Origin of the sequence: Rhizobium sp. P44RR-XXIV (genome assembly GCF_001999485.2) — a bacterium.
In the GTDB taxonomy this organism is placed as follows: Bacteria; Pseudomonadota; Alphaproteobacteria; order Rhizobiales; family Rhizobiaceae; genus Rhizobium.
Map to the genome: position 1 here is coordinate 1,431,485 of NZ_MPVZ02000029.1, position 23,807 is coordinate 1,455,291.

Here is a 23,807-nt window from a genome sequence, read left to right on the forward strand (position 1 = left end):
GGGAGGCTACGTCGGCTTTGTCGCATAGCTTTGCCGGCAAATGAGGAAAATGTATCAGATTGTATTCAGGTGCCGCGCCAGATCAGAGGCACCCAGCGGTTTCAGCTATAGTTTGATACATTTGACAATGTCTGATTTCATCGACGCATCGAAGCACAGCCGGCGAGCGCCGGCCTTCAATCGAGATGAAGGGGCTGTTGGCCAGGTTCAGGCAACCCGGCAACCTGGGGAATGATATCTTCGGCGGTCTTGCGGATGGTGATTTCCACGCCACCGATGCGGACGCCCTCATCCGTAATATCCGACACGCTGATGTAGAGAACTTCGGAATATTCCCGAAATGTGCGGGCGATCAGTTCATAGACCGCCAGAGCGGTGTTCTCAGGCAATTCGTCGATGGATACGCTTTTGCTCGGCTGCATAGGAACTTCCTCGCACAAATCGAACGCCTTCAAGTGGTTCAACCAAGATCTACATTATAGCCGGGATATGTCGCAAAGATATCCCAGAAAGCCGCTAAGTTGTCGCAGACAATCACATTCATCCACAGGCCGGCAACCCGCTCTATGCGGCGCCTGATCGAACCTGGGCGCGATGCTTGGCGATGAAGGCCTTGACGGCAGGCGCACCCTCGCCCTTTCGATAGGCAATGGCAACGTCCGACGTCGCCGCCACCCTTTCTACGGGTTGATAACTGATGTTGGGAAGATCGGCGCAACGCATGGATTGCGGCACCAGCGCTATGCCGGTGCCTATCCCGACCAGAGCTGCTATCTCGGTAAAATCATGGGCGCTAGCCTTGACTATGGGCTCGAAGCCCGCTTCCCGGCATGCCTGCAGCGTGCTTCGATGAAATCCGATTTCTGGCGGTTGGCGCGGCGTGATGAATGTCTCGGCGCGAAACTTCGAAAGGTCGTCAATGGCATGCCCGGCGAACTCATGGTCGCGGGGAAGCATTGCGATCAACGGCTCGCGAAGAATGACCTGAACGGTGACCCCGCTCGGTATTGGCGCCGGAGATCGGATATAGCCGAAATCGAGGAGCCCATCCGCGATCCTCTGCAACTGCTGGCGCAGTTCCATCTCCTGCAGCTCGATCTCGACATGGGGATGATCGCGCTTGAAGTTGCGAATGGCATGGACGACAGCGCCGGAATAGGCGGCCGATGCCACATAGCCGATCGAAATACGCCCGCTCTCCCCACGACCGGCCCTATGAATGGCGGCAACGGTTGCCTCGGTTTGCGCAAGAACCTTCTTGGCCTCCTGAAAGAGGATCTCGCCCGAATGGGTGAGCTTGACGGCCCTGCGGCTCCTGTCGAGAAGCGGCATTCCGACGATCTTTTCGAGGCTGATGATCTGCTGGCTGAGGCCCGGCTGGGCAATGCCGAGGCGCACCGCGGCCCGGTCGAAATTCCGTTCCTCGACCAGGGTCACGAAATATCTGAGATGCCTGAGTTCGAAACCTGCTTCCGGGCGTGCCAATACCATCTCCCGTGGAGAAATTGAGGGCTGTGAGGGCTCGTCAATTTCATAATCAGCAATTATGGAAAATTCGAGTGCCATTTATTGGAATTCTGAAAATAACATGATTAAAAAGGTCCAGTTTTTAATGTATATGGACCTCCGATGATCGGTTCTCTTCGTTTCTGCAACCTCATTTCGACCACGGCGCTTGCTACCGTCCTGAGCGCACCCTTTTTCACGGCAGCCGCTCAGGATGCTGGCACGACAGCGCTTGCCCCGATCGTTATTCAATCCAATCAGAACGAGGATCCGACCGCGCCAGTAAAGGGTTTCGTCGCCAAGACGAGCGCGACCGCCACCAAGACCGGAACGCCGCTGATCGAAACGCAGCAATCCATTTCCGTCATCACCACGGATCAGCTGAAATCGCAGGATGCCGAAACGCTCGGCCAGGCCCTTGATTACATTCCCGGTGTCAGCGGCGAACCCTTTGGCTCCGATCCGAGATTCGATTCACCGCGCATTCGCGGCTTTGACGGCCGCCAGGCTCAATTCCTGAACGGGCTGCGACTGATGCGCACCGCCGGCGCGCCGCCGATCGATCCCTACATGCTTGAACGCATCGAAGTGCTGCGTGGGCCCGCATCTGTCATGTATGGCCAGGGCAATCCCGGCGGCATCATCAACCTGGTGAGCAAGCGGCCAGTCTTCGAAAGCTTCGGCGAATTCGGCGTGCAGGCCGGCAGCTACGACACATATGGCACCTTTTTCGATGTTGGCGGACCGCTCGGAAAGGATTCAGACGTCGCCTATCGATTGACCGGATTGATAAGAGCAGCCGGTGCGCAGACGGATAATCTCAACAATGACCGCTATTTCATCGCCCCGGCAGTGACCTGGAAACCCGATGAAGATACGAAGCTGACGATACTGACGAGCGTTCAGCACGACAATCCGAGCACGCCGTCAAGCCTGCCGGCTGCCCTTACCCTTTACGGATCGGGCGCCAAGCGCCTGTCACGAGATTTCTTCGTTGGCGACGACAGTTTCGACAGGTCGAACCGGACGCTGACAAATCTGGGTTACGAGCTGGAGCACCGTCTCAACGATACCTGGACTTTCCGGCAGAACCTTCGCTACCAGAACCTGGACTGGCGCTACCAGGCACTTGGCATGTCGACGGCGGGGCTTGCCGCAAATGGCCGGACCATCAACCGCAACGCCACCATTCAGGACGAGTTGCTGAACACATTCAACGTCGACAACAACCTCATCGCCGAGTTCAATACCGGCGGGGTCGAGCACAAGACGCTTCTTGGCCTCGACTACCGCTATTATGACAACAATGTCGGCACGCAGTTCTGGCGGGCGACGTCGCTCGATGCCTTCAACCCCGTCTACGGCTCCGTCCGTCTTATTTCGCCGACCCTGAGCACCTATGTCGATTCCACCATGACGCAGGTCGGGATCTATGCGCAGGACGAGCTTGCCTACGATAACTGGCGCGCAACGGCAGCGCTCCGGCAGGACTGGGCGGATACGTCCGGAACATCGACCAATCGCCTGAGCGGCGTCACACGCTCGCTCGACAAGGATGACCAGAAGCTGACGGGACGCGTGGGCCTCAGCTATCTCTTCGACAACGGCATCGCCCCCTACATCAGCTACGCGACGTCCTTCGAGCCGGTGCCGGTTCCCTCGACCGGCCAGCTTCTCGACCCGACGACCGGCAAGCAGGTCGAAGTCGGCGTCAAGTATCAGCCCGTCGGCTGGGACGGCTTCTTCTCGATCGCCGCCTATGATCTGCGCCAGAGAAATGTCCCGACCACGGTGGCGCTGCCGAGCGGCGGCACGACGACCGAGCAGATCGGCGAAGTGCGCGTGAAGGGTATCGAACTGGAAGGCGTGACGAGCCTGGCGCACGGGCTCAACCTGCGCGCCGCCTACACCTACATGAAGGCCGAAATCGTTGGCGGCAACGACGATGGCAATCGCCCCGACAACGTTCCCGCGAACTCCACCAGTCTCTGGCTCGACTATAGCTTTGCCCAGGATACCGCGCTGGAAGGTTTTGGCATCGGCGGCGGTGTGCGCTATGTTGGGCAGCGCTATGGAGATACCAAAAATACGTTTGATCTCGACGGCGTCACGCTTTTCGATGCGGCGATCCACTACAAGAAAAACAACATGACGGCCTCGCTCAACGTCAAGAACATCGCCGACAAGAACTATGTTGCAAGCTGCAGCTCTTTCGGCTGCACCTATGGCGATGGCAGAACGGTCATGGGTAAGCTGACTTTTCAATGGTAATTGACGATCCGGCACGAGGCGGCCCTTTTGCTTCGCATATCAGCCGCCGGCAGGCACTTGCCCTGCTGGCGGCCTTTTCCGTTCCGGGTGTCGCGCGGGCCTCGACGCCACGGCGTGTTGTGGCGATCGACTGGGCCATGCTGGAGACGCTGGTTGCGCTCGGCGTCATGCCGATCGCAGCTACTGAACTCGTGCAGTTTCGTAAGGATGCCATCGAGCCCGCCTTGGATGAAAAGGTCGCCGATCTCGGCCTGCGGGGATCACCGAACTTCGAGCTGCTCCGCCTGCTGCGGCCCGAACTCATTCTCATTTCGCCGTTCTATGCTCGCTACGAGGCGATCTATCGCTCGATCGCGCCGGTTCTGTCGCTTCCCTTCTATGTGCGGGGAGAACCGCCCTATCAGAAGGCCCTCGACGCCGTGACTACGCTCGCGGCTGACCTCGGCCTTGGCGACAAGGGGCGCGATGTCCTTCAGACACAGGCAATGCTCGTCGAGGACACCGCCCGCAGCCTGCAGGCCTTTGCCGCACGCCCGACCTATCTCGTGAATGTCGGCGATAGCCGGCATGTCAGGGTCTTCGGCGCCGACAGCATGTTTGGTGACATCCTTGTGCGGCTCGGATTGCGCAATGCCTGGAAGGATCGGTCCCGCTATACGTTTGCGGCTCCCGTGCCGCTCGAAAACCTGGCTGCTGAGCCTGACGCCCGTATCGTCGTCATCTCGGAAATACCTGTGGAAGCACGGAACAGCCTGAAGGACAGCATCATCTGGCAGTCGCTGCCGCCGGTCCGCGCCGGCCGTGTCCTCATGCTCGATAATATCAACCCTTATGGTGGCATCGCCGCCGCGGCGCGGTTCATGCGGCTTCTCAAACAGGCGATGCTGGTGTCCAACGGAGAGACGCTGTGATCAGGCCGACTACCCTCTTCATTCCGCTTCTGGCACTCGCAATCTCGATCTGGCTCTTTCTGGCAGTGGCGCTCGGCCATCTACCGCTTGCCGATTGGCCCTCATTACCCTTCGACTCCACGCGGATGACGATGGAGCAGGTCATCCTGGCCTACGCGATCCTGCCGCGCGCGGTCGTCGCCATTCTGGCCGGCGCCGCCCTCGGGCTTGCCGGTGCGCTCCTCCAGCGCCTGCTCAGAAACCCGATCGCGGACCCATCGACGCTCGGCGTTTCCTCCGGCGCACAGCTTGCGATCGTCACCGCGACCCTGTTCTTGCCCTCGGTGCTCGACGGCTATAGGGCGCTGGTTGCACTTCTGGGAGCCGCGGTCGCGACGGCGATCGTCTTCCTTCTCGGCTGGCGACGGGGCTTCGAACCGGTGACGATGGTGGTTTCCGGCATGCTTGTCGGCATCACCTGTAGTGCCCTGGCTGCAGCCATGACCTTGTCCCAGGGCGAGTACCTGATGTCGCTAGTCACCTGGAACGGCGGTTCGCTTAGCCAGCAGGACTGGTCGACATCCCTCACCCTTGGCATCGAGCTGCTGTTTGGCCTGGTGATCACAGCGCTGCTCGTGCGCCCCCTCACATTGCTCGGCCTGGGTGACACCAGTGCGCGATCGCTGGGTGTCACCCTGACGAGCATGCGTATCGCCATCGCAAGCCTCGCCGTCGCGCTCAGCGCCGGCGTTGCCGCCGCCGTCGGCCTCGTCAGCTTCATCGGCCTTGCCGCCCCGGCGCTCGTGCGATTGCTCGGCGTCAGGACCGCACGCAGCATTCTCCTCCTGTCCCCCGTGGCCGGCGGCCTTCTGCTCTGGCTGTGCGACGGCATCGTTCAACTGTTGGCCTCGTCTGCCGGCGAGACCTTTCCGACGGGATCGGTAACCGCGCTGATCGGCGGACCGTTACTGCTGTGGCTGCTTCCCCAGGTCCGCACCACGGAACTACACCAGCAGTCGGACAACACGGTCGTGCGAAACGCGTCTTTGCTACGCCTCATCGTGCTCGTGAGCCTTCTGCCGCTGCTTGCCGCGATCGCCTTGGTCGTTGCAAGACTGCCTGATGGATGGATGCTGCTGCGTGGCGACCTCTTCTGGGAGTTGCTGCCGGCGCGGTGGCCGCGCCTGGTCGCCTCGGCCGCGGCTGGTGGCCTGCTTGCCATGGCAGGCGCGATCCTCCAGCGCCTGACCGCCAATCCGATGGCGAGCCCTGAGGTTCTGGGCGTCAGCGGCGGCGCCGGTGTCGGCTTTGCCGTGGCGGTCAGCGTGTTTGCGAACCCCGGCACTCCCGAACTTTTCCTCGGTGCCGGCTGCGGCGCAACTCTCGTCCTGTTCGTGGTCTCGCTCTTCGCCAACCGCAGAGATCTTCCGCCGGAACGCCTGCTCCTCGCCGGCATTTCGATCAGCGCTTTCAGCTCGGCCATATTGAGTGCGCTGCTTGCCGTCGGTGATCAACGGTCATGGCAGATCCTCGCCTGGCTCGGCGGCTCGGCCGCAGCCGCGACGCCCGGAACCGCTCTGTTCCTGGCCGGCCTCACGGTTGCGGTATTGATAGCTGGGTTGTTCTTCACGCGATGGCTGACGATCCTGCCGCTCGGATCAGCAACCTCGCTTGCGCTCGGCATGCCGCTTTCCAATGCGCGCACGCTGATGGTGATCACGGCCGGTCTCGCAACGGCGGCCGCTTCTCTCCTTGTCGGACCCTTGAGTTTCGTCGGATTGATGGCACCACATATCGCCCAAAGGGCAGGGTTCGAGCGGGCCGACAGCAGGCTTGTCGCCTCCGTGCTGATCGGCGCCACCCTGATGGTGGTCGCCGACCTCGGCGCACGCACCCTGACATTCCCCTACGAGCTACCGTTGGGACTCTTTGCCGCTTTCGCCGGCGCACCCTATCTCGTCTGGATGCTTGGGAAACGGCAATGATGGCGAATGCTGACCGACAGACGAGCTCGGATCAGGCGATAAGCGCCTTGATATAGTCGACGGAGCGCTTCGCAAGCACCTTCCAGTCGGTCGGATTATCATGCTCGACGACGAGAACATCCGCGCGCGTCTTCGCAAACAGCGGATAGAGCGCCTTCCAGTCGATGATGCCATCACCCGTTGGCACCCAACCTTCGTCCACGGCGGTTCCGGGGGGTGCGGTATCCTTGAGCTGAATGGTGGAGATCCGGTCGGCATATTTCTGAAGCTCCTGCGCAGGATCCGCCCAGCCGCGCGTGACCCATCCGATATCGATCTCGAAATCGACATCAGGTCCAGCCGCCTCCAGCAGAATATCGATCGGCCGGCTGCGATCTTCCAGACGATGATACTCGAAGTCATGATTGTGCCAGGCGACCTTGAGGCCTTCCTTCTTGGCCGCCTCTGCGCCGACGCGCAGGCTTTCGCCCACCCGCCGCCATCCATCGGCCGTCGCGCTTCTGTCGGCCGCCGGGATGTAGGGCGGGATCAATGTTTTAGTCCCAAGCGCGTGCGCATAGTCGAAGAATTTCTTCGGTTCGTTGATCAGCCCGACCAGCGGCATATGGATACCGGAGCACGCCAGGCCGGCAGCGTCCATCCGCCTGCGGAAATCGGCCGTGTTGGTTTCGTAGGCAGGCAGCCAGAGCTCAAGGGCGTCGTAGCCGACCTCAGCAAGATATTCGAGATGAGACTCGATCGGCGGAAAGAGCCGGGAGGAATAGAGCTGGAAGGAGATTGAATAGCGGGACATGGGCGGGCCTCGTTTACGCTGCGAATGTGGATGGAGCGTCTGCCGCCTTCAACAGGGCGGCATCGTCTTCGCCAAGTGGCTCCGGCCGCGCGACCGTGCTTTCGATTGCCACGAAATCGTTGATCTCGGCCGACTTGATGATGGCAAGCAGGATCTCCAGAACATGGCGCGAAAGCTGGCCAGAGGCTCTTGCCGTGCGGCCATCTTCGGCCGCAGCAAGAAGGTCGGCAAGCCCCAGACCTCGATAGTTGCTGATCGTCGCGCCCGCCGGCTCCTGCCAGTTGAGATTGCCGAAGACCGTGGTTGCGGTGTCGATCCGCTGGCGCCCTCCGGCGTCGATGAGGGTAAGCGCTCCGCCGAAATAGTTGGGGTCGGGAACCATGAGAGAGGCCTTGGTGCCGTGTAGCTCGATCGGATTGCTGTGTCCATGCCCCCAATTGTCGTAGCTCACCGAGAAGTGGATCTGCGCGCCCGAGCGAAACTCGATCAGCGCCTGGCTCGTGGTCGGCGTGGTGACGGGGACCACCGTATTCTTGGCCGGCCCATCCGCGCTGACATAGCGCTCTTCGTAGAATTTCGTCGCCATGGCGATCACCCGACGCACGGGGCCGAGAAGAGCGACGAGGGCGGTAATGTAATAAGGTCCCATATCGAGAACCGGACCGGCTCCGACCTGGAAATAGGGAAAGGGATTTGGATGCCAGTGCTCCATGCCATGGTTCATGAAGTGCGCGCTTCCGCTCTTCACCTCACCCAGCCGCCCCTCGTCGACCAGGCGTCGTGCCGCCTGATGGGCACCGCCAAGGAAGGTATCGGGCGCGGAACCGATGAGACGCCCGTGTTTTTCGGCAACCTCGAGCAGTCTGTTCGCATCCACCATTGTGAGAGCCAGAGGCTTCTCGGTATAGGCGTGCTTGCCGGCCTTCAGGATCGCCTCGGTAATGGCGGCGTGACTGGCGGGATTGGTCAGGTTGATGACCACATCGATGTCCTGCCGCGCAAGAAGGTCGTCAACGGCGAGAGCCGAGAAGCCATATTGCTGCGCCCGCCTCTGCGCGATCGCCATGTCGACATCAGAGCACGCGACGAGATTGATCGGCTTAAAGACGCTTGAGAGACGCGCATACGCGTCGAATATGTGGCCGCATCCGATGATGCCGACGTTCCATTTTTTTCCTGCCATGCCTCGTCCCGCCTGATGTTCATTGGCGCTGCATCCGGATGGATATTGCAGCGAACTGCCGACAAGACCTAGTCGCGGATGCTGATTGCGGCCATGCCGTTTCCGCTTTCCGAGTCCGGCATTTGGGAAATCCACGTCATCCACATCGACACCGTCGGTCGCATGATTTCGGGGCGATTCAGCCATCCCGATCAAGGTCCGGACCAAAGCTTCGCCGCGAGTCCGCAGTTTGCGACAATCGGCCTTGCGGGGTCGTCCGGTGCTTTGACAGCCATCCCCTTTTCTGGTGCGTCTTGGGCGTCGAGGCCATGCTGCCGATCGCGGAAGCACAGCAATCCTGTTCATCACGCCATGCCATGAAGCCCGACGTCTGAGGAGGAACAAAAATGACAAAGATTGGAAAAGGACTTTTCGGAGGCGCGCTGGGACGGCGCGATTTCCTGCAGGCGACGGGCCTTGGGCTCGCCGCTCCGATGCTCATGGGACTGCCGGACTTTGCAAACGCCCAGGAGAAGGTCGAGCTTACCATGTGGGCATGGACACCGGACACCCAGGTGCAGGCCGACATGTTCACCAAGAAATTTCCAAACATAACGGTCAAGGTCGAAAATGTCGGCCAGGGCGCGCCGCATTATGTGAAGCTGCGCAATGCTCTGCAGGCGGGAAGCGGCCTGCCCGACCTCGCGCAGATGGAATTCAACTCGGTCCTGAGCTTCAGGCAGCTCGGCGCGCTTGCCGATATCGGTGCCGGCGTGAATTCCTCGAAAGACAAATTCATCGACTGGACATGGAAAGCCGTCAGCGACGGCGACAAGGTCTATGGCGTTCCGTGGGACAGCGGCCCCATGGGCGTGCTTTATCGCGGCGACATTTTCGACACGCACAAGATCACCCCGCCCGACACATGGGATGCCTTCGCGGAATCCGCGATGAAACTGGCGAAAGATGCGCCGGGGACATATCTCACCGATTTCGGCGCCGCCGATCCCGGCTGGGTCGTCGCGCTGCTATGGCAGGCGGGCTGGCGCCCGTTCCATACCGAAGGGACGAATATCCGGATCAAGCTCAACGATGATATCGCCAAGAAATGGGGAGCCTACTGGCAGAAGCTGCTCGATGCGAAGGCCATCGATACCAAGCCGGTCTGGACGACGGAGTGGTTCGCGGGACTGGACAACGGCACTTATGCGACCTGGGTCACCGCCGCCTGGGCGCCGATCCTCATGCAGCAATCGATGAAGAAGAGCTTTGGCAAATGGAAAGCCTCTTCGCTGCCGCAATGGAAGGCCGGCGATAAGATTACGGCAAACCTCGGTGGCTCGACCATCGCGGTGATGACCTCATGCAAGCATCCCAAGGAAGCGGCCATGTTTGCCGCGTTTATGGGAAGCGATCCAGAGGCGGCCCGCCTGTGGAATACCAAGCAGTTCCTGTTCCCTGTTCTCAAGGAACTCATCGATGACAAGGAACTGATGGGCCACAAGTACGATTTCTACGGCGGCCAGGCCGTGAACGAGATCTTTGCGGTGTCCGAAAACCAGGTCGATCCCAGCTTCGAATTCGCTCCATTCCAGGACTATGTCAACCAGGTGATCCTGGATGAATTCTCGGCGGCGATTGCGGGCAAAGGCACATTGCCGGATGCCTTCGACAGGCTGCAGGACAAGGTCGTGAGCTACGCTCAGGATCAGGGCTTCACGGTTTCCTGATCCCGATGGGGGAGGTGGCCGCCCTCCCGGCCCCTCCCCGCCTTACGACACGATATTTTCAGGAAGCACCCATGCCCGATGCTCATGGAGCGAAGCGGCGCGGCCGGATCTATGTCAGCAAATCCGTCGCCCCCTATCTCTTTGTCTTTCCCTTCATGCTGCTCTTTGCGGCATTCCTTATCGCGCCTCTCGCCTATGCATTCTGGCTCAGCCTCTTCCGGCAAACGCTGGCCGCGGGGAACCGTTTCGTCGGGGCGGAAAACTATTTGCGCGCGCTGGCCGACAAGTCCTTCTGGGAGGGCGTCCTTGTGCTCTTCAAGTTTGGAGCGATGCAGATCCCCGTCATGCTGGGGCTGGCGCTTGTCTATGCGCTGATCCTCGATAGCGGCAGGGTCTTTGGCCGCAGCTTCTTCCGTGTAAGCTTCTTCATTCCCTATGCCGTACCCGCGGTGATTGCCGCACTGCTATGGGGATATCTTTACGGCCCGGCCTTCGGTCCGTTTTCGCAACTGGCGACGCTTCTCAACCTGCCGGCGCCGAATTTCCTCTCGGAATCCACGATCCTGCCGTCGATCGCCAACATCGCCGTCTGGGAATACATGGGCTATAACATGATCATCTACTATTCCGCGCTTCAGGCGGTTCCGCAGGATCTCGAAGAGGCCTCGGCCGTGGATGGCGCCAGCGGCCTCAGGCATGCGCTCAGCATCAAGCTGCCGCTGATCATGCCGACGGTCATCGTCACGATCATGTTCTCGATCATCGGCACGCTTCAGCTCTTCACCGAGCCCTATCTGATCCGCACGCTCGCGCCCGGGCTCATCAACAGCCACTACACGCCGAACTACTACGCCTACACCCTCGCCTTCACCAATCAGCAATATAATTATTCGGCTGCGATCTCCTTCGTGCTCGGCGGCATTGTCGCAATCGCCTCCTACAGCTTCATGCTCGTCGCGAACCGGAGAACGGCACGATGACCATTGTTTCAAAGACCGCAAACTCACCTTCGTTCCGGCGCAGCCGGCGGCTGCTGACCGGCTTCCTGGTCCTCTATTTCATCTACACATTCATACCCCTGCTTTACGTGATCGTCTCCTCAACCAAGTCGAATGCCGATCTTTTTGGTACCTTCGGGTTGTGGTTCTCGAGCGACTTCCAGCTGCTTCAGAACCTTCGCGACCTCTTCACCTTTCAGGACGGCATCTTTTCTCGCTGGCTTCTCAACACAGTGGTCTATGCGGGTATTTCCGGAATTGGGGCTGCGTTCTTCGCTACCTTCGCCGGCTATGCCTTTGCGAAATACGAATTCGCCGGCAAGCGCCTGATGTTCGCGCTCGTGCTTGGCGCCGTGATGATCCCGCAAACAGCTTTGGTTATTCCGATCTTCCTGCTGCTGTCGAAGGTGGGCCTAGTCAATACGCCGCTGGCGATGATCCTGCCCTCTCTCGTCTTCCCGCCCGGCGTCTTCCTGATGCGTGTCTATGCGCAGGATGCTCTGTCCAATGAGCTCATCGAGGCAGGCCGCGTCGATGGCGCCGGCGAATTCCATATCTTCTCCAGCATCGCCTTTCGCCTTTTGACACCCGGCTTTGCGACAGTGCTGATCCTGGCATTCGTCTCCACCTGGAACAATTATTTCCTTCCGCTCGTCATGCTCAGCTCGTCTGAAAATTTCCCGGTCACGGTGGGCCTATCGCAATGGTACCAGCTCGCAACGGCCGGCAGCGGCGGGTCCGTGCTCTTCTCCGTCGTCATGACGGGAGCCTCGGTGAGCATCCTGCCTGTCATTGCAGCCTTTCTGCTCATGCAGCGCTACTGGCAGGGCGGCCTCGGTTCGGGCGGCGTCAAAGCCTAGCGGCCTTCCAACAATTCGGAGCAGATTCCATGGCAATCATAGAACTCAAATCCGTCCGGAAATCATTCGGCGCGGTCAACATCATTCCCGGCGTCGATCTCAAGGTCGAGCATGGAGAATTCGTCGTCTTTGTCGGGCCGTCCGGCAGCGGCAAGTCGACCCTCCTGCGCCTCGTGGCCGGGTTGGAAGAAGCCACAGGCGGGGCCATCCTGATCGATGGCCGCGATGTGACGGCGCTTGGGCCAGCCGAGCGCGAGCTTGCGATGGTCTTTCAATCCTACGCGCTCTATCCGCACAAGACCGTTCGCGCCAACATGTCCTTCGGGCTGGAAGTGGCCAAAGTGCCGCGTGAAGAAATCAAGGAACAGGTCGACAAGGTCGCGGCGCTTCTGCAGCTGACGAACCTGCTAGAGAGGAAGCCGCGCGAACTGTCGGGCGGGCAGCGCCAGCGGGTGGCGATCGGGCGCGCGATCGTCCGCGAACCCGTAGCCTTCATGTTCGACGAGCCGCTTTCCAACCTCGATGCGGCCCTGCGCATCGAGATGCGACTTGAGATAGCAAAGCTGCACCAACGCCTTGGCGCGACGATGATCTACGTCACGCACGACCAGACAGAGGCGATGACGCTCGCCGACCGCATCGTCGTGCTCGACAAGGGTATCATTCAGCAGACGGGAAGCCCGCTCGAACTCTACGAACGCCCCGCCAACCTCTTCGTCGCCCAGTTCATAGGCTCCCCGAAAATGAACGTGCTTCCCGCGCAGCTCGTCGGGATATCTTTGGCCCATATGCCGGCTGACGCTGCTCACATCGGCATCCGGCCTGAAGACATATCCCTCTCCGCATCAGGAGAAGGTCATCTCGATGGGCGGATCGATGTTGTCGAGCGGTTGGGATCGGATACGTTTGCCTATGTCGCCCTGGCAGACGGCAGTCTGGTCACTGTCCGCGCACCCCGGGATTCCTCCGCCGCCATGGGTGATCGGATCGGCATGCAGTTCCAGCTGGACCGCATTCACGCCTTCGATCAAAGCGGAATGTCTCTCACCATATGACAGCGTCGAGATGATCTCGGATACCAGTCCAGCATTTGAGACATTCCTGTTGACTCCCATCGTTTTCCGGCGCGTCTTCTTCCTGGCAGTGTCGTAGGAGGAGACGATATGGCTGGTAGGCAACGCAACGGCGTCGACGCCGCAATCGATATCGTCACGGCGCTCGCCCGGCGTGGCGGCAGCGGCCCAAGCACGGCCTTGGCGATGGAGCTTGGAATACCTCGCGCCAGCTTTCACCGTATGACCAGGGTGCTCGCCCAGCATGGCATCGTCGTCTGTTCCAGGGGCAAGATCAGTGTCGGGCCGATTGCCCGCAAACTCATTTCCACCCTGTGTGCCACCGCGCAAGCAGACGACAAAAAACGGGACCACCTTCTGGGTGAGGCCGTTCGTCCCGTCGCCCTCCTCCCTGAAATGCCATCATCGACCCCACCTGCCCTGTCGAGGCCGGCGATCATGCCAAGGCGCAAGCGTTTCCGCATTGGCTTCTCCAACGGCGCCACCGACAATCCATGGCAGGTCGCCCTGGTCCACAGCATTGAATTTGCTGCATCAAGACTGCAGGACGTGCTGGAATACGTGACGGTCGTCCATGCAAATGGCGATGCGGAAAAGCAGACCGAGGACATCCTCTCTCTGGCCAGGAGCGGTATCGACGGTCTTCTCGTCAGCGCCGTTTCGCCGCGAAAGCTGGCTCCGGTTTCGGCACATCTGATGCGGCAGGGTGTTCCGGTCGTGTTCGTCGAACGCGGGGGAACGCCGAACCTTTCCTGCGCGAGTTTCGTGACCTCGGACAACACCGCAATAGGAAAACTGACAGCACAGTGGCTGGCCCATACGCTCGATGGCAGCGGCCTGGTGATGATGCTCTTCGGCCATGCCGACCCCGAATTGACCCAGAGCCGGCAGATGGCGGCCATGCAAATCCTGGCGCAATATCCGAACATTCAGACTGTCGTCGCCAACTCCACGAATTTCAACAGGCAGAAGGCCTATGGCACGGCAATGGAGGTGATTGCGCATCACGGAGAGCGCATTGCCGGCGTCTGGTGCGACAGCGGCCTGAACTCCGCCGGCTCGATCCAGGCATTTCTCGATGCCGGCTTCAGACCAGGCCATATCCCGCCGCATACGGGCGGAGACCTCAATCTCTCCTACAAGCTGGCCGTCGGGGCGAATGTGCCGCTCGCATCGTTCGACTACCCGCCGGCGATGGGGATCCGCGCGTTCGAGATTCTGCTATCGGCGCTGCAGGGCTCATGGATTCCGCAATATCTCGATGTCGCCTCACCTTTCGTCACCTCGCGGGGGAGCAAGACGAACCCGGCCAAGCCGCATCTCTGGGCGGAACAAAGGGTGCGTTGGGACATGCCCGACGATCTCATTCTCGGCTCGGGGCTGGGTGCGGCCTATAATCCGACCGCCTTCCGCGTCAATTATCCGGGAAACCGGCACAACCGTTCTTCCGCTGAGCGTGGGTTGGGCGCATGAGCAAGGAAACCGCCGGGATCGCTGCATTCTCCCGTATTTTCTCATCCGTCGCCGAGGGAGACGTCCAGAACGTCGCCAGCCTGATCGAGAGCCAGGGCATCGTCCGCTCGACGGCCTTCGATGTGGTCAAGCGCATGGAAGCGGCGGGGCTGATTGCAAGGCAGACAGATGGTCGCCTCATCCCGGGCGCGGCGGCAGGCGTGTTCGCCTTTGCAGGCGTGCATCTCGGGCCGCTGTTCGGCCCGGCACAAACCCTTCTCCCCTGGTTGCGCGAAAAGACGAATGCGTCGATCACGCTGCTCGCATCCGATGGCGCAAGCCTGACAACGCTGTTGAGCTACCCGGCCAAATGGGACAGGGGCAAGCCGGTCGCTGCGCCGCTGATCATACCCATCAAGGCGCACAATGCCGAAGTCGCCCGTCTCCGTATCGTCTTGCCTCCCGGCGCAAGCACCGAAGAGACTGATAAATGCGAGGAACTCGCCGTGGCCACAGCCAGAGAGCTCCAGGCCTATTTGCGCGGCTGATCGATGGGCTTGGCGGCGATCAATGAGACCGCCACGCCTGCGAGGCACGCGGATCGCGATATATGCCACCATCCTTCATGATCATGTCGAAATTCGACGGGCCAACCAGCACCGACTGATCGAGCAACGGGTTTCCATCGACAAGCAGGATATCCGCAAGCGCTCCTGCGGTGATGACGCCCAGCTCGCCCTTGTGGCCCATCAGATCGCCGCCGACGGCGGTGGCGCATTTCAGCGCTTCCGCCGGCGTATAGCCGAAGAATTTGACGAAATGGCCGATATCCCTGGCGTTCTGCCCCATCGGCGTAATGGTGAAGCCATAGTCGCCTCCGACCACCACACGCATGCCCCGCTTGCGCATCTCATGATAAGTGGCGACGGTGTGCTCGAGCTTCCTCGGCAAGCCCATCCTCTCCACCACATCCTTGGTTAGTCCGACGACATCTCCCTCGAAAACGGAGTTATGCACCAGACCAAAGGCCGGGCCGACGATGACGCGATGTTTGACGCTTTCGAGCATGTCGAGCGCCTCTTCATCGGCAAAATCGCAATGATAGATGCAGTCGACGCCAGCACGCACCGCCCGCTTCACCGACTCCGCCGCACGGCTATGGCAGGCGACGCGCTTGCCCCAATCATGGGCCGTCTCCACGCCCACCCGCAGCTCTTCTTCCGACAGCGAGACGATCTCTGCTCTCGCGTGCCCGACGAACTCATCGCCCGATACGTTGAACTTGACGTTATCGACATTTTCCCTGCAGCAGAGGCGCACCGCTTTTCTGATCTCATCTGGGCCATCGGCGAGCATACCGAAGCTTTCGGCGTGCATATGGGCCTTACGCTCGTCGCCGAGACCGCCGGTAACGGTGATCTCCGGTCCGGCGGCGCGGTAGCGCGGACCGGCGAGATATCCATCCTCGATCTCCTGGCGCACCACCACGTCGATACGCAGCTTCGCCGAGGCGGCCGAATAGCAGGATGTGAAACCATGATTGAGGATCATGGTGGCGTTTCGGCATGTCTTCAGAAGATGCTCTTCCGGCGGTATCTCGCCGAGGTCCTGGTTGCGCGTCGGGCCGACGAAGGAGAGATGGCAGTGGCCCTCCACCAGACCCGGCATCAGAAACCTTCCATGACCATCAATAACTTCTGCGGCATTCTCGCTGCTGATCTGGTTCGCGCCGCGGGCAACAGTCTTGATCCGGTTGCCTTCGACAAGCACCTCGCCGTCATAGGCCTCATCATTGATGCCATCCCAGACAGTGACGTTTCGAAACAGATACGAGCCCATTTTATCCTCCAAATATGGCCGTCAGCCCTGTGGGCGATCGTTGCCGGAAGGATAGGTGCGGGGTTTCGAACAGGCCACCGCGATTAGGTTCCCCGAGTCGCCCATTTGAGACAGAGGAATTGACCGGAGGCGGTCGCTGCTATGCGATGAACAAACACAAGCTCATCTCAAATGGATGCCAATGTCTGAAATCGACCCTTTCCGCATCCGGGCACATGTTCCGGAGTTCGACCTCATTTCCCAGGGATATCGAGAAACCAGCGACATGGCGCGGGTGCGTTGGTCTGCGATGACTGACGTTGCCTATGGACCTGGCCCACAAGAGCGGCTCGACCTCTTCTTTCCAGATGGGGACAGTAAGAACCGCCCGATCCATATCTTCATCCATGGCGGCTACTGGCGCGCCAACGTGAAGGAGGACTATGCCTTCGTGGCGAACACGATCTGCGCCGCAGGGTCGATCGCCGCCATAATGGAATATGGACGCCTTCCGGCACTCAGGATGGAATCTCTCGTCGACCAGGTTCGCCGTGGCGCTCTCTGGCTCAAGCAGAATGCCGCAAGTTTTGGCGGGGACGCAGACGCCATATCGGCAAGCGGCCACTCGGCCGGCGCGCATCTCGCATTCTATCTCGCCGCGCGCGGACCGTCCGAGACGTTGCTGCCGCCGGCGACCGCGACGTCGCTTTTCCTTGTCAGCGGCGTCTACGACCTCCAGCCAATCCCCTTCAGCTTCCTCCAGGCAGAGATCGATCTTCGCGATGATGAGGTATTGGCATGGTCGCCCCTCACCTCCGCACCCGAAGCGAGAACGCCGATGACGATTGTCGTTGGAGAGCGAGAGACACCGCCCTTTCGCGAGCAGGCAGCATTGCTTGCCACGGCGGTTTCACCCAATTCGCCGCCACTCTCAATTGCCGGTGCCGACCATATGTCGATCGTCCGCGATATGGGGGATATCGACAGTTCGCTCGGGCAGCTTTTTCTGAGATTTCTTAAAACCGAAGCGTCAGCCGCGTGACATTAGCGCCGGAAACGCTCGCGATATTCACTTGGGCCGGTGCCGATGCGCCGGAGAAATGCCTTTCGCATCGTATCGGGATTGGCAAAGCCGCAGCTGGACGCCAGCCTTTGCAGCGGCATTTCCGTGTCTTCCAGCAATCTGCGCGCGGAATCGACGCGGGCCATTTCCACGAAATCGGCCGGCGTGGCGCCGGTCTCCTGCAAGAAGACGCGCGAGAAATTGCGGACGCTCATCGCGGTACGTGACGCAAGCACATCCAGCGTGAGATCGAGCGAGAGATGATCGAGGATCCAATGCTGGATCGACTGTATCCGGCCCTCGGTCGCAATCTGCGCGGCAAGATGGACACTGAATTGCGATTGCCCGCCCGGCCGCTTCAGGAACACGACGAGACGTTTCGCCACCCTCAACGCAAGCTCTCGACCATGATCGTCCTCGATCAATTTCAACGCCAGGTCGATCCCCGCCGTCACGCCCGCCGAGGTCCATAGCGGGCCGTCCTCGACGTAAATCTGGTCCGGCACGACGTTTACCTCGGGAAAGCGATCCGCAAGTTCGGCGGCATGCTGCCAATGCGTCGTTGCCGTATGTCCGTCCAGCAATCCTGCAGCCCCCAGAAAGAACGCACCGGTGCAGACCGAACCGTGACGGCGCGTCAATGGGATGCGCCGCCTCAGCCATTGGTGCAGCTCGTTGCCTTGATAGGCCTGCTGGTAGTCAGGCGTGCCGGCAATGAGGAGTGTGTCGATCCCGCTATCGTCATCATGGATCGATCCGTCCGTGACCAGGGATATGCCGCCGGCGCGAACTGTCCGCTCGCGCTGCGCAGACAAGGTCCTGATGTGATAATTCGCTTTCTCGGGCGCCTGCCGATTAGCCTCGAGAAACACGTCGAACGGCCCCGAAACGTCGAGGGACTGCGCATTGTCAGGCACCACGATGACAATCGTCCTAGCCTCGACAACCATCCCTTATCCTCCTTCGCGGCCTGCATCAGACATCGGCTACTCGCCCATACTGGGTTAATCGCAGCCGATGTCCAGACGCAAGCCGAGCTCAGCCGCGCCGCTTTGCGCGCTCGTGGAAGATCGAGCCGATGAAATCGAGGCTGGTGCGGGCCGCCAGAAGCGAGGTGATGCCCGAAGGGTCATAAGGCGGTGAGACTTCGACGAAATCGACGCCCACGACCTCGAAGCGCCGGGCAACCTCGCGCAGCAGATCCTTCGCCTCATAATAGGTGAAACCGCCGTGGCTGATGGTCGCCGTGCCGGGCGCGATCGATGGGTCGAAGCTATCAATATCGATCGAGACATAGACGCGTTCGCCATCGGCAATATGGGCAAGCGTCGCAGCGGCGCCGATGTTCCTGAACTTGCGGAGCGATACGACATTCGTGCCATAAGCCTTGGCCGCCTCGTAATCCTTCTTGCTGACCGCAGCCATATTGTGTGGGCCGAGAGTCGTGATGCCCTTCACATGCGCCATCTCCGAGGCCCGGCGCATTGGGCTGCCATGGCCCCAGGTGATGCCGTTGCGGCCATCGATAAAGTCAAAATGGGCGTCGAGATGGACGATATGGATCGGCTTCTCATTCGAATAGGCGGCAATAGTCGCCATGGTGATCGCGTGATCGCCGCCGAGAATATAGGGCATTGTCTTGGCGTCGAGCAGCGCACGCACCGCCTGTTCCGCATTGGCAAGGCTACGCCGGGTGTCAGCGTAGATGACGTCGCTGTCGCCGGCATCGACGACCTTGACCTCGTCGGCCGTCAGATAGGTGACCTCGTCCTCGAAGTCGAAGACACCGTCCGGTCCGAAGCCGTGGAACATCGACATCTCACGAATGGCCCTTGGCCCAAAACGCGTGCCGACACGGTAGCTGGAGGCGGTGTCGATCGGCACGCCGAGAATGGCGACATCGGCGCCGTCGAGCTTGTCCCAATCGGTACAGGCCGGCTGGCCCGCAAATGTCGCAAGTCCGACAAAGGGAAGATCCATGCGCTCAGGCATGTTGCGGCTGTGAAACTGGTCGGTCATGTCAGATCCTTTCCCGAGCAGGCGGCGGACGCCCGTACTCGGCAGGTTGGTGCTGAGGGTCCTCAGCAGATTTCGTCGGTGATGCCCTCACGCTCATAGGCGCGGCGGACGGAAGCGAGAGCCGTGAGCTTATCCAGCAACCTGGCAATCGACGGCCGGCTGCGCGGCGGCCTGGCCATCGGGCGGGCCCAGCGCGAGAGCATGACGAGATAGAAGTCGGCCGCGCTCAATGTGTCACCAAGGAAGAACGGCCCGTTCGTCTTCAGATGCTGTTCGATGACGTCGAGATAGGCGCTTGCGCGCGCTTCCGCTCCCCGCGTCACGATTTCTACGGCGGCGTCGTTCGTCCCGGCCAGACGATCTGGATACTGCCAGATCATTAGTTCTTCCTGCAGCGAGTTGGTCAGGAAGGTGAGCCACTGATAGAATTTGGCGCGCTCCGCAGTTCCAACCGCCGGGGCCAGCCCCGCTTCCGGATGCTGATCGGCAAGGTGAAGCACAATCGCGGCGGATTCGAACAAGACAAGATCACCATCCACCAGCGCGGGAATGCGCCCATTCGGATTTATCTTCAGATATTCCTTGGATTTCTGGGCATCAACTGCTCTGTCGACCAGAAGAAGTTGATACTCTTTCCCGATCTCTTCGAGAATCATATGCGGAGCTGCATTGGCATTCGCTGGGAAATAGTGAAGTTGATACATTGTCTTCTTCCATGATTGGCTTCCTGTTGTCTCAGAATAGGTTCCCATGGAATTGTCTACAACGACGCAGTTCCGTCGATTTCGGCCAAAGGCCCGCCGATCCAGGCCGTTTGCGCCCATCGTTGATGGGCATCACTGAAAAAGGGGGAGCAAAGCCGGATAACTGGGCAGCTCAACATTCGAGCGATTTGCCCAACGTGCGAGGTGCACCGCCGGGTCATTGCTCAGATCAAATCACCCGGAGGAGACGAAAGCTCTCAAGAACCCCGAACAAGCTCAATGCCGTTTGCGCTGGCCCATTGGCCAATAGGTGGCGTCGCCTTAACGGTTTGGAGCGGGTGGTGAGGATTTGTATCGTGTTTCAGGCGGCGATCGAGCCAGCGATTTCATGCCAGATCGAGATGGCGTGAGTGAGAAGCTGGCGATGATCTGCGGCGGACAAGAATTTCCGGTGAAGAAGGAAAAGATTGGTGATCTGGCCATGAGTTGAGACAAAACGCTGACTTTGTCGCGCGGACTTGAAGCGCAACATGCGTCGCTCGCGTCGTCGCACGGCAAGATGAGAATTCTCAGCTCGGTTGTTCAATCCTTTGTGCGAGCGATGTTCGACGCAGGCATCAACTGGGACTTTGCGGCCGAATAGGAACGCAGCTTGTCGGTCACCATCACGCACGGGGCGGTACCCTGGTCCTTGAGCAGCTTGCGCATCAAATGCAGGGCGGCTGTCTTGTTCCTTCGGCTTTGCAGCAGGGCGTCGAGGACATAACCATTTGCATCGACGGCGCGCCACAGCCAGTATTTCTTTCTCTTGATCGTCACCACCATCTCATCGAGATGCCACTTGTCGGAAAAGTGGCCTTGTGAGCGGCGCCGGAGCTGATGAGCAAATTTCAAGCCGAATTTCGCCGCCCATTCCGAGACGGTCTGGAATGAGACGTTGATGCCGCGCTCCGCCAACAGATCCTCGATGTAACGGAAGCTGAGCGGGAACCGATAATAGAGCCATACGGCATGGGCGATGATCTCAGCGGGAAACCGGTGGCGTCTGAAGTGGGCAATTGGGGTTTCGGTCATGAAAGCCCGATACCAAGTCAATTCAAACAGGCGGTTAAGGCGACGCCACCGGCCAGGCCTGGCCGCATCCTTAACCTGTCTAATCTGCGATGACGCTGATTTCCCCGCCAGAGGCGGAGATCAGCTGCGAGGTTGCACCAGCGCCAGCGCGAGGGTCGCTGCGGCGAGCACGGCGGTCAGAGCCAAGGGTCCGGTTGGGCCATAAGTATCCACGACATAGCCGCCGACAACCGCGCCGATAGTGATGGCGACCTGGAAGGAAACGACCATCAGACTGCCTGCTGCTTCGAGCGCATCTGTCGCCGCGCGGGACAGGTTGGTCGGCAGCACCACAGGTGCCATGCCGAAGGCAAAGCCCCAAAGCGTAGCGAAGCCGAACGCAACGCCGATATGGGCGCCCCAAAGCACCAGAGCGAGCGCCGCAAGTGCCATCAATGCTGACGTTACTGCGAGGGCCATGTGGATATTGGTATCGGCCATGCGACCACCGGCGATGTTGCCGATGACGGCAGCGATGCCGAATCCGAGCAATGCCAGAGCAATCGGGCCAGTCGTCAGGAGCGTCACGTGCTCGAGGAAGGGGCGGACATAGACCGAGCCGGCGAAATGCCCCGTCATCAGCACAAGGATGGCAAGCATACCGAGCTGAATCCCACGACGCCGCGTTAGTCTGAAGACATCGGCAAGACTGTTGCTTGTCGTTGCAGGCAAGGTCGGCAGGCTGAGGAGTTGCAGCAGCATGGCGATCGCAGCCAGTCCCGCAGTAATCGCCATGGCGCTGCGCCAGCCCAACCAGTCACTGATCAACGCACCCATCGACGGCGCAGCGATGGTGGCGAGCGAGACGCCGAGGGTGACGATTGCCATGCCCCGACCCGTTGCATTGGCGCCCACCAGTCTCGCGACGACTGCAACCGAAAGTGCCCAGAAGGAGCTGATGGCGATGCCGAGCCCTGCCCGGGCCAACAATAGCAACCAGAAATCGGTCGCCACCGTTGCCAGGATATTGGAACCGATTGCCAGGGCGCTGAGGGCGACCAGCACCGTCTTGCGATTCAATTTGCCGATAAGAACATTGCTCAACAAGGCGGTCACGGCGCCGACGGAAGCCGTCGCGGTGACGACCTGCCCGGCGGTTCCCTCGCTGATGCCGAGATCGCGCGCCATCGGTGTCAGCAGGCCTGCGGGCAGGAATTCGGCTGATACCAGCGCAAAACTGGTGGCCGCCAGTGAAAGGACGGCGAACCAGGTCTTCGCGCTCCACGCGACCGGCGCGATAACGTCAAGGTCTTCCGCCGCGCCATCAAGCTGTATTGTTGTATCCGTCATCGAAGATCTCCAAGATTTGGATATCTTCATAGACCAATCTTACCGGATGAAATGTATCTTAAAATCCGAAATTCATGTCTGTTCGTCCGGAAATTGTGCGACGCACAACACCCGGCGAGACGTTGGTGATGCGTTTGAACGCGCGAGCGAAGGATGCTTCGGATTCATAGCCCAAACGAGCCGCGACCTCGGCAACCGACATACCGTTTTGGCCCAACAACTCCCCGGCAAGCTGCATGCGAAGACGCGCGAGATAACGGGCCGGTCCTTCGCCCAGCACAGCGCTGAAGCGCTCGGCGAAAATCGAACGTGATTGACCTGCCAAGCCGGCGAGGCTTTCGAGGGTCCAGTTGTGGCCCGGATCTCGGTGCATGGCTGCAAGGACGCGGCCGATATGGGGATCGCGGATGGCGGCAAGCCAGCCTGTGGTCGAGGCTCCCGTGCAATGGACCCAGCAGCGGATGAGCCGGGCTGTCAGCAGGTCGGCCATTCGCGACAGGATCGTGGCGCTGCCCATCTGCGGCTGCGCGGCTTCCTCGGTCATGGCCGCGAGCAACGGACCTACGATCGGGTCATGGCCGGCCACGTCGCAGCCCTTGATGATGGGAGGCATCAGCGTGATCAGGGGGTTCAGCGCACAGGCTCCCAAGGCCATGGAGCCGCAGAAAAGGGTGCTTGCCGCGCCAGTTCCTTCCCGCACCACTTCGCACACGTTGCTCCCAAGGTTCGTTACCTGGCAACCATCGAGCGAATCCCCCACAACATCAGGCGCGCTCGCCAGCCGATGAGCGGTGCCTTGCGGAAGCAGCACCAGATCGCCCTTGCGCAATTCCTGCCAACCCTCTGCTTCGGTATGGATCCAGCACGGGCCCTGGCTGACAAAGTGAAAGCGAAGAAACGCCTGTTGCGGAAAAGCGATGCTCCAAGGATGCCGGAGTTCGCAGCGACCATAGTTCACGCCGCTCAGGCGAAAGTCTTGCAAGACTTCGCTTAGCGCATCCATCGGAATGTTTTGGTGTGCAGATGCTTCGGATGAACTGATAGGCATTTTGCCAATATATATGCCGAACGTCCGACCGG

Annotated in this window: 21 protein-coding genes and 1 pseudogene; 11 read left to right on the forward strand and 11 right to left on the reverse strand. The window is 60.2% G+C overall.

The genetic code is table 11. From position 1 onward, the window contains the following. Window positions 1-176: 176 nt before the first annotated feature. Together BSK43_RS32595 and BSK43_RS32600 are read right to left on the reverse strand one after the other, a co-directional pair. Window positions 177-422, reverse strand: coding sequence for a hypothetical protein (locus tag BSK43_RS32595; protein WP_068394940.1), 246 nt, complete (start codon window positions 420-422; stop codon window positions 177-179). Window positions 423-564: 142 nt separating this feature from the next. Next, window positions 565-1,485 carry a LysR substrate-binding domain-containing protein gene (locus tag BSK43_RS32600; RefSeq protein ID WP_246662761.1) on the reverse strand — a complete coding sequence of 307 codons (921 nt, stop codon included), beginning with the start codon at window positions 1,483-1,485 and terminating at the stop codon, window positions 565-567. A 144-nt stretch (window positions 1,486-1,629) separates the two neighbouring features. Between BSK43_RS32600 and BSK43_RS32605 the strand changes: the two genes are divergently transcribed. The 3 genes from BSK43_RS32605 to fhuB are packed head-to-tail and all read left to right on the forward strand — an operon-like array spanning window position 1,630 to window position 6,652. Further along, the gene (locus BSK43_RS32605) at window positions 1,630-3,777 is read left to right on the forward strand and encodes a TonB-dependent siderophore receptor (RefSeq protein WP_077467612.1); all 2,148 of its coding nucleotides are present in this window, start codon (window positions 1,630-1,632) and stop codon (window positions 3,775-3,777) included. Beyond that, complete coding sequence (locus BSK43_RS32610; RefSeq protein ID WP_077467613.1) at window positions 3,771-4,688, forward strand: iron-siderophore ABC transporter substrate-binding protein; 918 nt, start codon at window positions 3,771-3,773, stop codon at window positions 4,686-4,688. The genes BSK43_RS32605 and BSK43_RS32610 overlap by 7 nt, the downstream gene beginning before the upstream one ends. Continuing rightward, a complete protein-coding gene (gene fhuB / locus BSK43_RS32615) occupies window positions 4,685-6,652 on the forward strand; it encodes a Fe(3+)-hydroxamate ABC transporter permease FhuB (protein ID WP_136687419.1) in 1,968 nt (655 codons plus the stop codon). The genes BSK43_RS32610 and fhuB overlap by 4 nt, the downstream gene beginning before the upstream one ends. 31 nt (window positions 6,653-6,683) lie before the next feature. Here the strand turns inward: fhuB and BSK43_RS32620 are convergent, their stop codons facing one another. Further along, window positions 6,684-7,445: a sugar phosphate isomerase/epimerase gene (locus BSK43_RS32620; protein ID WP_077467614.1), complete on the reverse strand. Its 762-nt coding sequence runs from the start codon at window positions 7,443-7,445 to the stop codon at window positions 6,684-6,686. A gap of 13 nt (window positions 7,446-7,458) precedes the next feature. Next, complete coding sequence (locus BSK43_RS32625) at window positions 7,459-8,628, reverse strand: Gfo/Idh/MocA family oxidoreductase (RefSeq protein ID WP_077467701.1); 1,170 nt, start codon at window positions 8,626-8,628, stop codon at window positions 7,459-7,461. A gap of 386 nt (window positions 8,629-9,014) precedes the next feature. On the opposite strand from BSK43_RS32625, the gene BSK43_RS32630 reads away from it, so the two are divergent. From BSK43_RS32630 to BSK43_RS32655, 6 genes are all read left to right on the forward strand, one after another. Further along, window positions 9,015-10,337 (forward strand): extracellular solute-binding protein, encoded by a 1,323-nt coding sequence (locus BSK43_RS32630; RefSeq protein WP_077467615.1) that lies wholly within the window; start codon window positions 9,015-9,017, stop codon window positions 10,335-10,337. Window positions 10,338-10,408: 71 nt separating this feature from the next. Continuing rightward, complete coding sequence (locus BSK43_RS32635) at window positions 10,409-11,317, forward strand: sugar ABC transporter permease (protein ID WP_068394933.1); 909 nt, start codon at window positions 10,409-10,411, stop codon at window positions 11,315-11,317. Then, on the forward strand, window positions 11,314-12,195 hold the full coding sequence (locus BSK43_RS32640; protein WP_077467616.1) for a carbohydrate ABC transporter permease: 882 nt from the start codon (window positions 11,314-11,316) through the stop codon (window positions 12,193-12,195). The genes BSK43_RS32635 and BSK43_RS32640 overlap by 4 nt, the downstream gene beginning before the upstream one ends. A gap of 29 nt (window positions 12,196-12,224) precedes the next feature. Next, on the forward strand, window positions 12,225-13,250 hold the full coding sequence (locus BSK43_RS32645) for an ABC transporter ATP-binding protein (protein WP_077467617.1): 1,026 nt from the start codon (window positions 12,225-12,227) through the stop codon (window positions 13,248-13,250). 108 nt (window positions 13,251-13,358) lie between these two features. Next, the gene (locus BSK43_RS32650; protein ID WP_077467618.1) at window positions 13,359-14,741 is read left to right on the forward strand and encodes a substrate-binding domain-containing protein; all 1,383 of its coding nucleotides are present in this window, start codon (window positions 13,359-13,361) and stop codon (window positions 14,739-14,741) included. Then, complete coding sequence (locus BSK43_RS32655) at window positions 14,738-15,268, forward strand: helix-turn-helix domain-containing protein (protein ID WP_077467619.1); 531 nt, start codon at window positions 14,738-14,740, stop codon at window positions 15,266-15,268. Before BSK43_RS32650 ends, BSK43_RS32655 begins: the two co-directional genes overlap by 4 nt. 19 nt (window positions 15,269-15,287) lie before the next feature. Here the strand turns inward: BSK43_RS32655 and BSK43_RS32660 are convergent, their stop codons facing one another. After that, window positions 15,288-16,559: an amidohydrolase family protein gene (locus BSK43_RS32660; protein WP_077467620.1), complete on the reverse strand. Its 1,272-nt coding sequence runs from the start codon at window positions 16,557-16,559 to the stop codon at window positions 15,288-15,290. 181 nt (window positions 16,560-16,740) lie between these two features. On the opposite strand from BSK43_RS32660, the gene BSK43_RS32665 reads away from it, so the two are divergent. Beyond that, window positions 16,741-17,580, forward strand: a complete 840-nt coding sequence (locus BSK43_RS32665; RefSeq protein ID WP_169055494.1) for an alpha/beta hydrolase — start codon at window positions 16,741-16,743, stop codon at window positions 17,578-17,580. 2 nt (window positions 17,581-17,582) lie between these two features. Here the strand turns inward: BSK43_RS32665 and BSK43_RS32670 are convergent, their stop codons facing one another. The 3 genes from BSK43_RS32670 to BSK43_RS32680 all read right to left on the reverse strand — a co-directional run bounded on the left by BSK43_RS32670 (window position 17,583) and on the right by BSK43_RS32680 (window position 20,324). After that, window positions 17,583-18,551: a GlxA family transcriptional regulator gene (locus tag BSK43_RS32670; RefSeq protein WP_077467622.1), complete on the reverse strand. Its 969-nt coding sequence runs from the start codon at window positions 18,549-18,551 to the stop codon at window positions 17,583-17,585. An 88-nt stretch (window positions 18,552-18,639) separates the two neighbouring features. After that, window positions 18,640-19,620 (reverse strand): agmatinase, encoded by a 981-nt coding sequence (locus BSK43_RS32675; protein WP_246662762.1) that lies wholly within the window; start codon window positions 19,618-19,620, stop codon window positions 18,640-18,642. Between the two features lie 62 nt (window positions 19,621-19,682). Continuing rightward, window positions 19,683-20,324 carry a glutathione S-transferase family protein gene (locus BSK43_RS32680; protein ID WP_077467623.1) on the reverse strand — a complete coding sequence of 214 codons (642 nt, stop codon included), beginning with the start codon at window positions 20,322-20,324 and terminating at the stop codon, window positions 19,683-19,685. A 349-nt stretch (window positions 20,325-20,673) separates the two neighbouring features. Here BSK43_RS32680 and BSK43_RS36175 point away from each other — a divergent pair, with 349 nt between their 5' ends. Further along, a complete protein-coding gene (locus tag BSK43_RS36175; RefSeq protein WP_348641776.1) occupies window positions 20,674-20,814 on the forward strand; it encodes a hypothetical protein in 141 nt (46 codons plus the stop codon). Between the two features lie 30 nt (window positions 20,815-20,844). Here the strand turns inward: BSK43_RS36175 and BSK43_RS32685 are convergent. From BSK43_RS32685 to BSK43_RS32695, 3 genes and pseudogenes are all read right to left on the reverse strand, one after another. Next, window positions 20,845-21,398 (reverse strand): annotated as a pseudogene (locus BSK43_RS32685) (IS6 family transposase); the annotation flags it as partial. 120 nt (window positions 21,399-21,518) lie between these two features. Further along, window positions 21,519-22,727 carry an MFS transporter gene (locus BSK43_RS32690; protein ID WP_077467624.1) on the reverse strand — a complete coding sequence of 403 codons (1,209 nt, stop codon included), beginning with the start codon at window positions 22,725-22,727 and terminating at the stop codon, window positions 21,519-21,521. A gap of 58 nt (window positions 22,728-22,785) precedes the next feature. Further along, window positions 22,786-23,775, reverse strand: a complete 990-nt coding sequence (locus BSK43_RS32695) for an AraC family transcriptional regulator (RefSeq protein WP_205910699.1) — start codon at window positions 23,773-23,775, stop codon at window positions 22,786-22,788. Between the last annotated feature and the right edge of the window lie 32 nt (window positions 23,776-23,807).